Raw genomic sequence first — 16,901 nt, 5'->3', positions numbered from 1 at the left:
AATTGGCCAAAACCAATTCTTTTCATTTCATTTTCACTTAGTTACTTGTTGGAACAGTTTTCTTTGATTCTCCAGCTGCAAGAGCGATACAATAGCCGACGATTGCACCAACGATTGCTGGAACTAACCAGCCGATGCCTTGGCTAAAGAATGGAAGGACACTTAGTACATCTGTAGCAGCAGAGATATTCAATCCAGCAGCATTTAAACCATCTACAAGACCTACTAGACCTGTTGGAATTAATGCACAAATATAAACTAATGAGTAGCCATTAAATAAATTATGGACAAATGACAGTAAGATTAGAACGATAGCTAAAGGATAGATAAACACTAATACTGGTACAGAGAAACTGATTAGCTGTGTTAATCCTACATTCGCAATAACTGCACTAAATAGGGAGAAAACAAGAACGAACGTTTTATAAGAAATCTTAGGCATTAGCTTATTAAAATATTGTGCACATGATGAAATTAAACCGATCGCAGTTGTTAAACAAGCAAATAGAATAGCTAAACCAAGCACAACAGCTCCAAATGATCCGAACAAGTGGTTAGCTGCAGCTGAAAGAAGTGATCCTCCATTTTCATGGATACCAATAGCATCAGGGCTTGTAGAACCGATATAAGCTAAAGATAAATAAACAAGTCCAAGACCTACTACTGCAATTAATGCAGCTTTTATACAAAGTTTTGATATTGATTTTTTGCTTGTTACGCCTAATCCTTTAATTGAAGCAATAACCATTCCGCCGAATACAAGAGAAGCGATGGCATCCATTGTTAAATACCCTTCAATAAACCCCTTGAAAAATGGACCTTCCGCATAAGGACCAACTGGTGCTTTCGGTTCTCCCAGTGGCGTAATAAAGCTTTTTATAACGAATAAAGCAAGAACTGTTAATAATGCGGGTGTCAATAGCTTACCAATTGTATCAACAAGTTTTGTAGGATTCATAGACAGCCAAGCACAGATAGCAAAATATATAACAGAAAATATTAAAAGTCCTAATCCGTTTGGTGTTGATCCTTCAGATAAAAATGGCAATACACCGATTTCAAAAGCAACTGTTCCAGTACGCGGGATAGCGAAAAGCGGTCCGATTACTAGAAATAAAACAACTGTAAATATAACAGCGTAAACAGGGTGAACTCTATTTGCTAATGTTTCTAAATCACCAACCTTGGCAATTGCGATTACTCCCAGCAATGGCAAGCCAACACCAGTGATTAAGAATCCAAAGATGGCAGTCCAGACACTCGTTCCGGCATCCTGTCCCAGAAATGGAGGGAAAATCATATTCCCGGCACCGAAAAACATTGCGAATAACATAAGTCCAATTGCTAAAATTTGTTTTCCTGATAAATTTGTATTCATTATTATTCCTCCTGCTGCATTTACAAAATTTTATGAAAATTTAGATTGAAATAATGAAAGAATTATTCTTAATTATATTAAGGAAATAATTCGCTAAATAAATTTACATCCATTCTTTTTTCCTCCAAGTAAATAATGACAAAATTTTGTGACAATTTATTTTAAAAAATTATTTAAGAATACTAAAATTATTATGATTATATATTAAGGTGAAGATTCTGTAAATTGTAATTATAAAAAAAATAACTTCCTTTTTTTTGAAACAGGAGCAATTTTATGAATTGCCCCTGTAATTTTGTGAGTGATTAAATCAGTTAGATTGTACTGTCTTTTTTGATTCACCAGTAGCTAATGCGATAACATAGCCAACTAAAGCTCCAGCAATAGCCGGTACAATCCAGCCGATTCCTTGATCAAATAGCGGAAGGAAGCTTAGTGCATCTGTTAGAGCAGTAACATTTAATCCTGCAGTTTTTAAACCGTCAATAAGGCTAATAATGCCGGTTGGAATTAAAGCAACAATATAAACTAATGAAGAACCTTTAAAGAAATTATGGAAAAATGATAAAACGATTAATACTATCGCTAATGGATAAATAATAACCAATACTGGAACAGAAAAAGCAATAAGCTGTGTTAAGCCGATATTAGCAATAATCATACTAAAGATTGAGAAAATTAAAACGATGGTTTTATAAGAAAATCGCGGCATAAGCTTATTAAAATAAGTTGCACAAGCTGAAACGAGACCGATTGACGTTGTTAAACAAGCAAATACAATAGCTAGTGCAAGAATAATGGAACCGAATGATCCGAATAAATGGTCAGCCGCTTTTGAAAGCAGTGCTCCGCCATTTTCTTGAATTCCTATAGCATCTGGTGCAGTTGAACCAATATAAGCTAGTGATATATAAACAAGAGCAAGGCCAGCTGCGGCAATTAAACCAGCTTGAACACAAATCTTTGTAATTGACTTCTTATTTGAAACCCCTAATCCCTGAATAGAACTAATTACAATAATACCGAAAACTAGTGCAGCAATCGTATCCATCGTTAAATAGCCTTCAACAAATCCTTTAAAGAAAGGACCATCAACATAAGGACCTGTTGGAGCTTGTGGATCACCTAGTGGTGTAATAAGTGCCTTAATAACAATTACTGCTAAAATAATTAATAGCGCTGGTGTTAATATTTTTCCAATCGTATCTACTAATTTTGTTGGATTCATTGCAAGCCATGCTGTGATGGCAAAGAAGACAACAGAAAATATCGCGAGCGGCAATGGACTATTGACAGCGTTTTCAGATAAAAACGGAATTACTCCAATTTCATATGAAACGGTTCCGGTACGTGGAATAGCAAACAGCGGTCCAATAACTAAATACATGACAACTGTAAAGATCACTCCATATACTGGATGAACGCGGCTTGCCATTGTTTGTACATCACCAACTCTTGCAATCGCGATGATGGCCAAAAGCGGCAGCCCAACACCAGTGATTAAAAATCCAATAATTGCAGTCCACACATGTGTACCTGCATCTTGTCCTAGAAATGGAGGGAAAATCATGTTTCCTGCTCCGAAAAATAGTGCAAATAACATGAGCCCAACGGCCATGATTTGCTTTGCTGATAAATTTGTATTCATACTTCATCCCCCTGAATCAGTACCCTAAATATTTTGAACATTTTACATAGTAACATAGTTGTTAAAAAAATTGTCGAATATTATAAAAGTCTTAATTTTAAATATATTGAGATAATAATATCTAGGCAATTTTCCTTGCTTATTCTAGTATAATTATTCCCGAATATAAAGAGTTTTATTGAATTTTTATTTGATGTGATTTTCCTAATAAATGATGCGCATGAATAAAATTAAATAATAAAAATAACATTTCTCAATTCAATTATCTAGTATTTGTGGAATTTACTTATTTAACTACTGCAACATTTATGGTATGATTTAAAGTTGGCAATACGTTTTGTATGGAAGGAGAAGACAATGATCTACTTGGATAATAGTGCAACAACCAAACCATATCGAGAAGTATTGGAGTCATTTAACAAAGTATCCACAGAATATTTTGGTAATCCCTCCTCCTTACATGGTCTTGGAGGGGATGCAGAAAAGCTCCTTTCGCAGGCAAGAGAACAAATCGCTAAGCTTTTAAAGGCGCAAGCAAAAGAAATCCTCTTCACTTCTGGGGGAACTGAGAGTAACAATATTGCTATTAAAGGTACAGCCCTCATGTATAGAGGGAGGGGCCGTCATATAATAACGACAGAAATCGAACATCCTTCAGTGAAAGAATCAATGGAACAGCTAAAAGCACTTGGATTTCGAATTACTTATATTCCAGTAGACAGCAATGGGACAGTAAGTGTAACTGATATTGAAAAGGCTATTTCACAAGAAACCATTTTAGTATCTGTTATGCATGTGAATAATGAAACAGGGTCTATCCAGCCAATCAAAGAGATTGGTCAGCTAATCAAGCAGTATTCAAAAATCATTTTTCATGTGGATTATGTTCAAGGAATTGGAAAAGTGCCTCTTCAATTCCATGATTGCCAAATCGATTTATGTACGTTTTCCGGCCATAAATTTCATGGATTAAAGGGGACTGGTGCACTTTTTGTTCGTCAAGGAGTAAAGATTTCTCCATTATTTTCTGGCGGAGGACAAGAGTGGCAGCAAAGAAGCGGGACCGAAAATGTCGCCGGGATCGTTGCAATGGCAAAAGCGTTAAGATTAACATTGCTAAATCAGGAAAACAGTGTAGCTGAGATGAAGAAAATAAGGGATTTTATTCGGTTAGAATTGGAAAAAATAGATGGGATAAAGATTCATACGCCAGTTCTCCATTGTGCACCACATATCATAAATTTCTCTATTCATGGCTTTAAAGCGGAAGTGTTCGTTCATGCACTTGAGGAAAAGGGAATTTATGTCTCAACGACGAGTGCATGCTCTTCTAAGATAAAAAAGGCAAGCAGTACACTTCTTGCAATGGGAGTTCCAGAAGAGGAAGCGCTTAGCTCCATTCGGGTGAGTCTATCCTATGAGAATACAATGGAAGAAGCAATCCAGTTTATTGAAACGGTAAATGAAGCTATAAATAGGCTAAGAAAGGTTATGAATTAATATGAATTATGATCGCATTCTTATTCGTTATGGAGAACTATCGACAAAAGGAAAAAATCGAAAAGTATTTATCCATAAATTAAAACGGAATATTAAACGAGTTTTACGAAACTTTGAAAAGATTAACATTGAAGCGGACAGAGAGCGAATGTTTATTCTTTTAAATGGAGAAAACGGCCTTGAAATTATTGAGCTGCTGAAGAATGTCTTTGGTATTCAGTCCTTTAGTCCAGCAATAAAAACGGATAAAGAGCTTGAAAATATGAAAAATGCTGCTCTTGATTTGTTTAAAAAGATCCATCAGGCTGGAGAAACATTCAAAATTACGACAAAAAGATCAGATAAAACCTATTATTTAGATACGAATGAAATCAATCAAATATTTGGTGCTCATTTGTTGAAAAATATCCCTGAACTAAAGGTAGATGTGAAAAAGCCAGATATCAATCTTCAAATTGAAATTAGAGAAAAAGCTGTTTACTTTTCATGTGAAAATATTCCTGGGGCTGGCGGTCTTCCAGTAGGCTCAAGCGGTAAAGGGATGCTTATGTTATCAGGTGGGATTGATAGTCCAGTTGCAGGATTTTTATCAATGAAAAGAGGGGTTGAGATTGAAGCTGTCCATTTCTATAGCCCGCCTTTTACAAGTGAACGCTCCAAACAGAAAGTGATCGACTTAACAGAAAAACTGGCAAATATAAGTGGTGCAGTTAAACTTCATATTGTTCCTTTTACTGAAATTCAACAGCTTATCGCGAAGCAGGTCCCTGAGAATTACTCGATGACGACGACAAGACGGTTAATGCTCCGTATTACAGATGAGATTAGAAGAAAAAATGATGGATTGGCAATTATTACTGGTGAAAGTCTAGGACAAGTTGCCAGCCAAACACTTGAAAGTATGTATGCAATTAATGATGTCACAAATACGCCTATTTTAAGACCGTTAATTACAATGGATAAATCTGAAATCATTGATATTTCAAGAGCCATTGATACATTTGAGATTTCTAATCGGCCTTATGAGGATTGCTGTACGGTATTTGTTCCAGCATCACCAAAAACAAAACCAAAAAAAGAAAAGGTTCAATACTTTGAAAGTTATATTGAGTTCGAACCGCTCATTAGCAAAGCAGTTGAAAATACAGAAACAATAGCAATTGCTCCAAAAGCAGCTGAGCAAGACGGGTTTGGAGATTTATTTTAATAAAGTTTCCGCTGGCTCGCTCTGGTTTTCCAAGCATTAATTACCAGTAAATATTTGAATATGGCCATGTGATTTTACACATTCTATACTCACAAGGAGGTGAACATCACATGGCAAACAACAACAGCAACTCAAATCAACTTTTAGTTCCTGGGGTACAACAAGCTCTAGACCAAATGAAATACGAAATTGCTTCTGAGTTCGGCGTGAACTTAGGTGCAGATACTACTTCTCGTGCTAACGGTTCAGTTGGTGGAGAAATTACGAAGCGTTTAGTTCAAACTGCTCAACAACAAATGGCTGGTTTTGGACGATAATTTAAAAAATAAATAATATGGCTACAAGGAGCAGGATTCACTTCCTGCTCCTTATTTGTATTATGCGAAAATATATAATTTAAAATTTTTGGATAATTTAGTATAATAATTTTTAATGATAACCATCTTTGTATAGACATTCGTTCGACTTACTTTTAGGGGGAGATATGATGAAACGAGAAGATCTATTGGCACCGGAAAAGTATAATCTAGTTGCTGAAATGGAGCGGTTTGCAGAAGATACTAGCAGGTTGGCAATCAGATGGGAAGATGAACAGGGTGAGAAAAAAGAAGTTACATATAGTGATTTATTAAAAAATGCAAATAAAATTAGCAATGTTTTTGCGAAATATGGTTTAGAAAAAGGGGATGTCGTTCTTGTTATCGTTCCGCGATTAATTGAAGCTTATCAGGCATATATTGCTGCTCTTAAGGCAGGATTAGTTGTTATTCCAAGCTCAGAAATGCTCCGCTCAAAAGATCTTCAGTATCGAATTACACATGGAGATGTAAAGGGGATTGTCAGTTATTATCCTTATGTAAACCAATTTTCACAAATAGAAGAGGCTGAATCTTTGCCGAAATTCGTTATCGGCGGCCAATCAGAGAATTGGATCGATTTAAATAGTGAGATGGATCATGCGTCTAATGAATTTTCAATTGCAGATACGAACCAAGAGGACATGGCGTTTCTTTCTTATACGTCAGGTACAACAGGAAACCCAAAAGGAGTCGTGCATACTCATGGTTGGGCTTTTGCACATCTTCGTACAGCCGCGCCAAACTGGTTATGTATTGAAGAGGGTGATACCGTTTGGGCAACGGCAGGGCCAGGATGGCAAAAGTGGATATGGAGTCCATTCCTATCTGTTCTTGGTTCGGGAGCAACTGGATTCGTGTATAATGGCAAATTCGAGCCGGAAAAATATTTACAGCTTTTAGGAGATTACAATGTAAATGTTCTATGCTGTACACCGACAGAGTACCGCATAATGGCTAAAGCGGACAATCTCCATGAATACAATCTTCCTAATCTTCGCAGTGCTGTATCAGCGGGTGAACCGTTGAATCGTGAGGTTATCGATATTTTTAAGAAAAACTTTAATGTAGATGTTCGCGATGGCTATGGACAAACGGAAAATACTTTGCTTGTTGGTGTGACAAAAGGAATGGCACTGAAGTCTGGTTCAATGGGGAAACCAACCCCTGGTAATCGTGTGGAAATTATTAACGAAGATGGAAAACCGTGTAGCGTTAATGTTGTAGGTGATATCGCTGTACATATCGAAACACCAGCTTTATTTAAAAACTACTACAAAGATCCGGAAAGAACGGCGATGCAATTCCGTGGGGATTATTATGTAACAGGAGACAAAGCGAAAATGGATGAGGAGGGCTACTTCTGGTTTGAAGGGAGGGGTGATGATATTATCATCAGTTCAGGCTATACGATTGGCCCGTTTGAAGTGGAAGATGCCCTTGTTAAGCATCCTTCAGTTAAGGAATGTGCAGTTGTTGCAAGTCCAGACGAAGTGCGCGGCTACATTGTTAAAGCTTTTGTAGTATTGCGTGAAGGCGTGGATGAAAAGGATCCTGATTTGATAAAGAATCTTCAGGATCATGTCAAGGAGCTTACTGCCCCATATAAATATCCACGCAAAATTGAATTTTTAGCTGAGCTGCCAAAGACTACTTCAGGGAAAATTCGTCGGGTAGAGCTTAGGAAAAAGGAAATGGAAACAGCTGCGCAAAAATAAAAGAGGCATATGGATGCAGGCGTGTAATCGCCTGCATTTTTGATATGATAAAAATGAAGAATTGAGGGAGGAATTTTCTTTGGGAACTTTATGGTATGGGGGAAATATTTATACACTGCAAGAAGCAAATCATCAAGTAGAAGCCGTCTTTACGTGTGCAGACAAAATTGTAGAGATTGGATCGATTCAATCCCTTGAGGAAAAGTATGGAAATGAAATTGTGAGCAGGATGGATTTACAAGGGCGAACAATGCTTCCGGGATTTACTGATAGTCATATGCATTTAATTGGGCATGGAGAAAGGTTAATTCGCTTGGATTTGTCTAACTGTCTTTCGAAGGAATCGGTTTTTCAAGCAGTGCAGCAATATGCAGAATCTCTTGAAGAGGGTGAATGGCTAATAGGCGAAGGCTGGAATGAAAACTTATGGAAGAAATCCGATCCTATTGTTGCAGCGGAGTTAGATGGCCTGGTGCCTGATCATCCTGTTATATTAAAACGGGTTTGCCGCCATGCTCTTGTTGTTAATTCACTTGCTTTAAAGGCTGCTTCCATTAACGAAAATACAGAAAATCCTCCTGGTGGTGTCATTGAAAAGGATGAGTTAGGCAAGCCAAATGGATTGTTAAAGGATCAGGCGCAGGAATTGGTATTTGATGTACTTCCTGAGGTATCTGAAGCCTATTTAAAAAAAGCTCTTCGTGCAGCAATAAAAGATGCCTATAAACTTGGATTCATAGGTGCACATACGGAAGACTTAAATTACTATGGAGGCTATGAAAAGACTTTCCGTGCTTTCAAGCAAGTGATTGAGGAAGAGGGCAAGCTATTCCGTGCACATCTTCTTGTCCATCATGAGGTTGTTGATGAAATGAAAAATGCGGGGCAGCACTTTTTAAGCGGCGATGACTGGATTGAATTCGGAGCAATGAAAATTTTTGCTGATGGAGCATTAGGTGGTAGAACGGCATTGCTAAGTCACCCCTATGCAGATGATCCGTCTACATCAGGAATAGCCATTTTATCACAGCAGCAATTGGATGACCTTATAAAAAAGGCAAGGGAATTCAAGCTGCCAGTTGCCATCCATGCCATTGGAGACTTGGCGTTCGAAATGGCACTGAACGCAATCGAAAAGTATCCTATAACCGGGGAAGGAAGAGACCGGCTCATCCATGCTCAGATTCTGAGGAAAGAACTAATTGACCGATCGAAGAACTTACCCCTTATTCTTGACATTCAGCCAAGATTTCTTGCTTCAGATTTTCCATGGGTTATCGATCGTATTGGAGAGGAGCATATGAATTATTGTTATGCTTGGAAAACATTGCTTAATGAAGGGCCACCTTGTGCGGGAGGATCAGATGCCCCGATCGAACCATTAAACCCGTTCTTAGGCATTCATGCTGCAGTAACAAGGACGAATATCAATGATCCTGAGAAAAAAGTTTATTATCAAAGTGAAGCTTTAACAATTTATGAAGCAGTTTGCTTATTTACAAAAGGCAGTGCTTACGCTGCCAGTCATGAAAATGATCGAGGTGTAATAAAGGAAGGCTTTTTAGCCGATTTCACTATTTTAGAAGAAGATATCTTTAAAGTGACTCCAGATGAAATTGCTGACATAGCGGTTGCTCAAACGGTAATCGGCGGACAGATTGTTTTCGATTCAAAAACGAATACGAGCGAATCTCCTATTCAGTAATTTTATTAGAAAAAATAAACATTGTCAGCATCTTACAATTCAGCCTATAATATAAATATTTCGATAATAGAAAGAATTGAGGCTAGTGAAGATGAAAAACAATGAAGGACAAATGGGGATTATTTATGCAGGCTTTTCGTACTTTTTATGGGGATTATTGCCGATTTATTGGAAGCTTGTACAACATGTGAGTGCAGATGAAATTTTGGCTAATCGAATTTTTTGGTCCTTTTTCTTTATGGTAGCGGTCCTGCTCTTTACTAAGAAATGGGGGGCGTTTACCCAAACGCTTATTCATTTTCGCTCCAATAAAAAACAATTAGCAGCGCTTGTTATTGCCTCACTTTTTGTTAGCTGCAATTGGTTTATCTACATATGGGCGGTTAACTCTGGTCATTTAATTGAAGCAAGTCTCGGTTATTATATTAACCCGTTAGTCAGTGTGATCCTTGGGATGATTGTTTTTAGAGAAAAGCTGTCATTGGCACAGTATACATCATTTGGTATGGCTTTAGTCGGTGTGCTAATATTAACAATTTCGTATGGACAGTTCCCTTGGATATCCCTTTTTCTTGCATTAACATTTGGATTATACGGTTTAGTGAAAAAAATGGTAACAGTAGATTCTGCAATTGGTTTAACATTAGAAACACTTGTTGTTGCACCATTTGCGTTTATTTACATGATTATTCTATTTGTGAATGGTTCCCATTCATTTTTAGCTGTATCAACTGGTACTGATTTATTATTGATAGGTGCTGGGGCAGCAACAGCAGTACCCCTTCTTTATTTTGCAAAAGGAGCACAGAAGATTCCTATGTCAACGCTTGGATTTTTACAATTTATTGCGCCAACCTTGACATTAATTCTAGGGGTCTTTATTTATCATGAACATTTCTCTAACATTCACTTAATCTCGTTTTTATTTATCTGGACAGCTATTTCGATCTATTCTCTTACAAAAACAAAGTTATTTACCCAGCTTGAAGCAAAGTGGAGGAAAGGGAAAAGTGTTGGAATATAAACAGTAAATTCTCTTAACGAAAGCGAACAAGAAGGAGTCATTAAAGTGATGGAAAAAATGAAGATGCAGTCAGCTGAGCAATTACTCAATTTATTAAATGATCTCGTTTCGATTGGCAGTATTTCTTTATCAGAGGCAGAAATACAATTCCCATTAAGAGTCGAGCATCATTTAAAGCAAGTCCCTTATTTCTCGACTCATCCTTCCTATATCAAGAACCATTTAATGATGGATGGGAGATCCTTTTTAACTGCATTATATAAACATGAAGAAGCAGTTAAAACAGTTGTTATGATAAGCCATTTTGATGTTGTCAATGTTGAAGATTATGGGGATTTGAACCATCTTGCTTTTCAGCCTGTTGAGCTGACGGAGGCACTTTTTAATCGGGCAGATGAACTGCCAGAGGACGCGAGAGAAGATTTGGAAAGTAGGGAGTGGCTTTTTGGACGAGGAACAATGGATATGAAATGTGGACTTGTTCAGCATATTTCCTTGCTGGAAAGAGCTTCAATGGAGCAATGGAAGCTTAATTTATTATTACTAACGGTTCCTGATGAAGAGGTCAATTCTGTTGGGATGAGGGAAGCCGTTCCGAAACTGTTGGAGCTTGCAGAGGAGCATAAGCTAAACTACTCGCTCTTTTTAAACTCTGAGCCAATGTTTGCGTTAGAACCGAACGATAAAAATCATTATTTTTACACCGGAACTATTGGGAAAATCATGCCTGCGGCGCTATGCTTTGGAAAGGAGACCCATGTAGGGGAACCTCTTTCAGGTTTGAATGCTGCTTGGATGACATCCGTGCTCACACAAGAGATTGAATGGAATGAAAGACTATGTGAAACTGTAAATGGTCAAATGAGCCCTCCGCCGACATTGTTATGGCAGCGGGATTTAAAAAAGGACTATACAACGCAAATCCCTCATCGGTCTGTTAGTCTTTATAATCTTTTATTAATGAAAAGAAATGCTGCAGATGTCATGGAAGAGATGAAAGACATTGCTGAAGCAGCAGCAAATAAGATGGAACATTTTATGAAGGAAAAATATCGCACCTTTCAGGTTGATTTAAGTCAGCCTCCAAGTATTCGTGTATTATTATTTGAAGAATTAAAAGAATATGCTTGTAAGAAATTAGGGAATGAGTTTATTTCAGTTCTAGAGCAGTCCATAGTCACACAAACAATAGGCGATAGCAGGGAACAATCCATTCAAGTTGTTGATCAATTAGCGATGCTTTGCCAAGAGCTTGGCCCAATGATTATTTTGTTCTATGCCCCTCCCTACTATCCAGCCATTAATACTGCTGATCATCCGATCATACAAGAGCTTTCTGACTCGATCGTTCATTATTCAACTGAGAAGCTTGGGTTTGAATTAATGCCGGTTGATTATTTCAATGGAATATGTGATTTGAGCTATGCTGGCCTTCAAGGAGAACTTGCGGATATGCACCGGTTTGATACGAATTTGCCTGGAGGCCGGGTGCTATACTCTATTCCGTTTCAGGACATGTCAAAGTTAACTGCCCCTGTCATTAACGTTGGTCCTATAGGCAGAGATGCCCATAAAAAAACAGAGCGGCTCCATATGCCATTTGCATTCGAACAGCTACCGAAACTATTAACTCATCTTTTGTTAACACATATAGAACAGTAAGAAGGTAACAATGTAAATACTTAGAGTTTAGCATGAATATAGAAGTGTAAAGAGCAGAAAAATTCAAACGGATTCTTCTGCTCTTTCGTATTATGAAGGACAAAGAGTGACTAGTTAACGAGAGGAAAGTCGTTCATCAAAGGTATGAAGGCCCTAACTCAATTAGAAAACAGGAGTACGGCCCTTCATTAGGGGGATTTCAAGATGCTTGTGCTTTTCTTATAAAAACGTCCTCTTCACTTTCTCCCAGAATGAGTTATCCTTCAGCTTTACAGTTTTAATTTTCTTGTCACTAAGTTTTATATCTATTTTCTTCACATGTTGAATGCTTAATGCCTCATTATCCATCCCCATGGATGGATGGTCATTTCCGTCCTGTACAACTTCCAATGTAAGCTTTCGCTCCCCGCTTAGAATAAAGGAGGATCCAAGTGTTCGATAGCGGTTATTATTTAACGAAGCCATTTCACTTACTTGCAGACAAGGAAGCAGCGGATCAACCACAGATCCCCTTAATGATTTATTGTATGCAGTGCTTCCTGTTGGAGTAGCTACAACCATGCCGTCTCCTCGGAATGTTTCGAAATGAAGGTCGTCAATATACACATCTAATAAAAAGGTTTTAATAATCGCAGATCGGATGCTAAATTCATTTAAGCAATGAAAGGATGTTTGATCGTCTACAGTGATTTCGATGGTCGGGTAGCGGCGAACTTCAATTTGCTCCTTTGTCATTGCTTCGATCATTTTTGGCTGGTCATCTAAATGGAAGTCACAGTATAGACTAAGGCTTCCAGTTGTAGAAATTCCTGCATATAAACAATCATCCCGAAACCCCGTTTTCCTTACTGCCTGCAAAAATGCACCATCCCCGCCAATACTGACAATAATGTTAGCCTTTTTAAAATCAGAAATAATATTGAAATCATATCTAGTAGCAAGCTCATAAAGGGGTTTCACCTTTTCCAGCATCTCCGCATCCTTCTTATGATAAAAAAATAAATTTCGACGAACGGACATAGCGATTCCTCCAGACGATGGGTATTGCACGTAAGTTTTACCCATATTATTAATTTTTTGGTATGATAATGGTTGTCGAAATCAGTTTACACGTTTTTGAAACATTTTAAAAGTGAATCACGTAAAGACTATTGGACAATAAGGAGGATGATTAGATGAATGGAAAACGATGGGCTGCATTAGCCATCGCAGCAGCAATATTTGTATTCTCAGTAATTACAAATATTGCAACAGGAATTATGTATAGTGATGTAGAAGGTTCTATAACTGAATTATTTGCTGGCAGTGATGCCGCATTTATGGAAGAAGTAGTGGAAGAGGGCAGTGAATTGAAAAAGATTGCTGTGCTCGACGTGAATGGAACGATCCAGGACACAGGTGAAGCGACATCTCTTTTTGCATCTGGCGGCTATAACCATAAAGGATTTATGGACAGGCTAGAGCAAGTAAAAGAAGATGACACAGTAAAGGCTGTCATTATTCAAGTGAACACTCCAGGAGGCGGAGTTGTTGAAAGCGCACAAATTCATGACAAAATAAAAGAAATTCAAGCAGAAACAAAAAAGCCAATTTATATTTCAATGGGCTCTATGGCTGCATCTGGCGGCTATTATATTTCTGCGCCAGCAGATAAAATCTTTGCAAGCCCGGAAACGTTAACCGGATCCCTCGGTGTCATTATGCAAGGAGTCAATTATGCTGGTCTTGCTGAAAAATATGGGGTTGATTTCGTTACAATCAAAAGCGGTCCTTACAAAGACATTATGAGTCCATCAAGAGAAATGACAGAGGAGGAGAAACAAATTCTTCAATCGATGATTAATAATTCCTATGAAGGATTTGTGAAGGTCATTTCTGAAGGCCGTAATATTCCAGCAGCAAAAGTGAAAGAAATTGCTGATGGAAGAATATATGATGGCCGACAAGCACTAGAACTAAATTTAATTGACGGGTTTGGATATGTAGAAGATGTGATTGATGTCTTAAAGAAAGATCATAAATTAAAAGGAGCAAAGGTAGTTAAATATACGGACAACCTTGGCTTCGGCTCTTTATTTAGTATGGGAGCGCAAAAAATAATGGGGCAAGATATCGAAATGGCAGGCTTGATGAAGATGCTATCACAGCCTAATTCTCCAAGACTGATGTATCTATATGCGGAATAGGAGGTGTAAAGATGACTTCAAATGAAACGAATGAAAAGGATCTAAGAAATAGTGAGATGATAATCAATGATCAAACTATTGAAATGGAAGATCCGGTTTTGATTAAAGACACCTCTTCTAAACCACAGCTTTCTAGAGAAAATGGCCATTTAATCGGCAATCATATTCCTGTTAGATTTGCTGGATTCTGGATGCGCTTTTGGGCGTATTTACTTGATTTAATTGTCATCGGCAGTATTGAGCGATTGATTGTCAATCCAGTATTCAGACTGCTTGATATTTCATTAAATGAGTTTAGCATCTTTGCACCAATCTCGATTGTGACAGCCATTATCTTCTATGCGTATTTTGTGTTAATGACACGATTCTTTAATCAAACATTAGGGAAGATGGTATTTGGTATTAAGGTTGTTGATTTGGAGGGGAATCACTTGTCATGGCGCACCATTCTATTTAGAGAATGGATTGGACGATTTATATCCGCCACGCTTGTTGTTGGTTATATAATCGTTGCATTTTTGCCAAAAAAGCAAGGATTACATGATTTGTTTTCAGATACAACGGTTGTTCATGAAAAATAGCAATAAACCTGCCGGCAGGCAGGTTTATTTTTTGTGTAATCGGAAATACTATTAGGCTGAAAGGTTGTGAAGTAATTGAAATGGCTGCTCATCACCTTAAGCGTTCTTATTCTATTAATTATTAGTGTCATTCTAACGAAAGTAAAAATTCTCCTTTATTATTATCACAACAATGATAATGACCATTTAAAAATTGAGTTTAAAGCATGGTTTGGATTAATCAAGTATAAAAAGGAAATTCCCCTTATTAAAATTGATGATAATTCCCCAACCATTGTGACAAAGGAAAAGAAAACTGCTGGACCTTTAGGGAGTACGGAGAAGAAAGATACGAAACAATATTCAGCCGCAGACCTATTGAATAGTATTCAAGATGCTAAAGAGCTTCTAACACATGTTGTTTCACTCCATCGGATTGTTAAAAGTTTCTTAAAGAAAATTTCTATTAAGGAATTCTCGTGGCATACGATGGTCGGGATTGGAGATGCAGCTTATACAGGTATGCTTACAGGTGCTTTTTGGGCGTTAAAAGGGAGTGTAATTGGGCTTATTAGTCACTATATGAAATTAAAGGCTGCTCCTACTATAACAATCACTCCGCAATTTCAATTTGCCGTATCACAAACGATAATTACATGTATTTTTCAATTTCGAATCGGACATGCTATGGTAGCAGGTATCAAATTAATTAAATATTGGAAAGGCGGAAGGGCTGCTTTTAAAACAAAGCCTTTATCTGCCTTATCCAATGATAAAACTAAAACAGTATAGAAGGGGAGGCTTTCGTTATGTCTGACCATCCAATTCAAGGGCTAATGACGACTGCTATGGAAAATCTGAAGGAAATGATCGATGTTAACACGATCATTGGTGATCCTGTTGAAACACCTGATGGCAGCGTGATACTAACTGTTTCAAAAGTAGGTTTTGGGTTTGCTGCTGGAGGAAGCGAATTTAAACTTGATAGTCAATCAAGCAGCGGCGGGCAAGGGCAATCAGGCGGACATCCATTTGGCGGAGGGAGCGGAGGCGGTGTTTCCATCACTCCAATTGCATTCCTCATTGTTAATTCGAAAGAAGTAAAAATGGTGCATTTGGATGAAAGTACGCATTTATATGAGAAAATTCTTGATCTAGCTCCTCAGGCGGTAGATAAAATTCAGCAGATGTTTAATAGTAAAAATAGCAATAACAATAATCAAGGCAGTAATCAGTCTGCGAGCAATAAACAAGATTATGATGGGGCGAAGCATGAGTTAGATATTTAATGCAAAGGGTTAACTTTCCGAGGATGGAAAGTTAACTTTTTTCATGCTTTTCTAAACTTAACCTTTGCAAAAAGGATGCTGAAAAGATATATTTACAATGTACATATATGAGTTTAAGGAGGATGAGTGTAGTGGCATCAATTACATTTAAAGGAAACCCAGTTACGTTATTAGGTAATGAAGTAAAGGTTGGGAAGAAAGCTCCTGATTTTAAAGTTCTTGCAAATGATTTAACCGAAGTAACTTTAGCAGATTCAAAAGGGCAAGTACGATTAATTAGTGTTGTTCCTTCCATTGATACAGGCGTTTGCGATGCGCAGACTCGTCGATTCAATGAAGAAGCTTCTAAATTAGGAAATGTTAAAATCCTTACTGTAAGTGTGGATTTACCATTTGCGCAGAAACGCTGGTGTGCTGCAGCTGGAATTGAAAATGTTCAAACGGTTTCAGATCATCGCGATTTATCTTTTGGTGAAGCATATGGAGTTGCTATTCAAGAGCTTCGTCTTTTAGCACGTGCAGTTTTTGTTGTTGATTCAAACGATACAGTAACATATGCAGAATATGTGAGCGAAGCAACAGATCATCCAAACTATGAAGCAGCAATCGAAGCAGCAAAACAAGCGAAGTAATAAAGTAAGCCCCGGGTCAATATCCGGGGCGTTTTT

General features: G+C 37.6%; 15 protein-coding genes. 12 read left to right on the top strand and 3 right to left on the bottom strand.

Features of this window, described 5'->3' with window-relative positions; all coding sequences use genetic code 11:
- Positions 1-37: 37 nt before the first annotated feature.
- Positions 38-1,378, bottom strand: coding sequence for a branched-chain amino acid transport system II carrier protein (brnQ, locus tag AN957_RS20985; RefSeq protein ID WP_172797665.1), 1,341 nt, complete (start codon positions 1,376-1,378; stop codon positions 38-40).
- A gap of 310 nt (positions 1,379-1,688) precedes the next feature.
- Entirely contained in the window at positions 1,689-3,026 is a 1,338-nt protein-coding gene (gene brnQ, locus AN957_RS20980) for a branched-chain amino acid transport system II carrier protein (RefSeq protein WP_053477315.1), read from the bottom strand.
- 357 nt (positions 3,027-3,383) lie between these two features.
- Between brnQ (AN957_RS20980) and AN957_RS20975 the strand changes: the two genes are divergently transcribed.
- The 7 genes from AN957_RS20975 to AN957_RS20945 all read left to right on the top strand — a co-directional run bounded on the left by AN957_RS20975 (position 3,384) and on the right by AN957_RS20945 (position 12,198).
- On the top strand, positions 3,384-4,526 hold the full coding sequence (locus tag AN957_RS20975; RefSeq protein ID WP_056686005.1) for a cysteine desulfurase family protein: 1,143 nt from the start codon (positions 3,384-3,386) through the stop codon (positions 4,524-4,526).
- A gap of 1 nt (position 4,527) precedes the next feature.
- Positions 4,528-5,733, top strand: a complete 1,206-nt coding sequence (thiI, locus tag AN957_RS20970; protein WP_053477313.1) for a tRNA uracil 4-sulfurtransferase ThiI — start codon at positions 4,528-4,530, stop codon at positions 5,731-5,733.
- 110 nt (positions 5,734-5,843) lie between these two features.
- Complete coding sequence (locus AN957_RS20965; protein WP_053477312.1) at positions 5,844-6,050, top strand: alpha/beta-type small acid-soluble spore protein; 207 nt, start codon at positions 5,844-5,846, stop codon at positions 6,048-6,050.
- Positions 6,051-6,220: 170 nt separating this feature from the next.
- Positions 6,221-7,807 (top strand): acyl-CoA synthetase MbcS, encoded by a 1,587-nt coding sequence (mbcS, locus tag AN957_RS20960; protein WP_053477311.1) that lies wholly within the window; start codon positions 6,221-6,223, stop codon positions 7,805-7,807.
- 79 nt (positions 7,808-7,886) lie between these two features.
- Positions 7,887-9,512: an amidohydrolase gene (locus AN957_RS20955; protein WP_053477310.1), complete on the top strand. Its 1,626-nt coding sequence runs from the start codon at positions 7,887-7,889 to the stop codon at positions 9,510-9,512.
- A gap of 91 nt (positions 9,513-9,603) precedes the next feature.
- Positions 9,604-10,536 (top strand): EamA family transporter RarD, encoded by a 933-nt coding sequence (gene rarD / locus AN957_RS20950; protein ID WP_053477309.1) that lies wholly within the window; start codon positions 9,604-9,606, stop codon positions 10,534-10,536.
- Between the two features lie 48 nt (positions 10,537-10,584).
- A complete protein-coding gene (locus tag AN957_RS20945; RefSeq protein ID WP_053477308.1) occupies positions 10,585-12,198 on the top strand; it encodes a M20/M25/M40 family metallo-hydrolase in 1,614 nt (537 codons plus the stop codon).
- A gap of 219 nt (positions 12,199-12,417) precedes the next feature.
- On the opposite strand, the gene AN957_RS20940 is transcribed toward AN957_RS20945, so the two are convergent.
- On the bottom strand, positions 12,418-13,218 hold the full coding sequence (locus tag AN957_RS20940) for an NAD kinase (RefSeq protein WP_053477307.1): 801 nt from the start codon (positions 13,216-13,218) through the stop codon (positions 12,418-12,420).
- 155 nt (positions 13,219-13,373) lie between these two features.
- Between AN957_RS20940 and sppA the strand changes: the two genes are divergently transcribed.
- From sppA to tpx, 5 genes are all read left to right on the top strand, one after another.
- On the top strand, positions 13,374-14,384 hold the full coding sequence (gene sppA / locus AN957_RS20935; protein WP_053477306.1) for a signal peptide peptidase SppA: 1,011 nt from the start codon (positions 13,374-13,376) through the stop codon (positions 14,382-14,384).
- Positions 14,385-14,395: 11 nt separating this feature from the next.
- Entirely contained in the window at positions 14,396-14,965 is a 570-nt protein-coding gene (locus tag AN957_RS20930; RefSeq protein ID WP_053477305.1) for an RDD family protein, read from the top strand.
- Positions 14,966-15,040: 75 nt separating this feature from the next.
- Positions 15,041-15,736, top strand: coding sequence for a DUF2953 domain-containing protein (locus tag AN957_RS20925; RefSeq protein WP_056686003.1), 696 nt, complete (start codon positions 15,041-15,043; stop codon positions 15,734-15,736).
- Positions 15,737-15,753: 17 nt separating this feature from the next.
- Complete coding sequence (gene ytfJ, locus AN957_RS20920) at positions 15,754-16,233, top strand: GerW family sporulation protein (RefSeq protein ID WP_053477303.1); 480 nt, start codon at positions 15,754-15,756, stop codon at positions 16,231-16,233.
- Positions 16,234-16,364: 131 nt separating this feature from the next.
- A complete protein-coding gene (gene tpx / locus AN957_RS20915) occupies positions 16,365-16,865 on the top strand; it encodes a thiol peroxidase (protein ID WP_053477302.1) in 501 nt (166 codons plus the stop codon).
- Positions 16,866-16,901 lie beyond the last annotated feature (36 nt).

Source organism: Cytobacillus solani (genome assembly GCF_001420595.1).
Lineage (GTDB): Bacteria > Bacillota > Bacilli > Bacillales > Cytobacillaceae > Cytobacillus > Cytobacillus solani.
The sequence above is the reverse complement of the archived record's forward strand: the minus strand, read 5'-3'. Positions and strand labels throughout refer to the sequence as shown.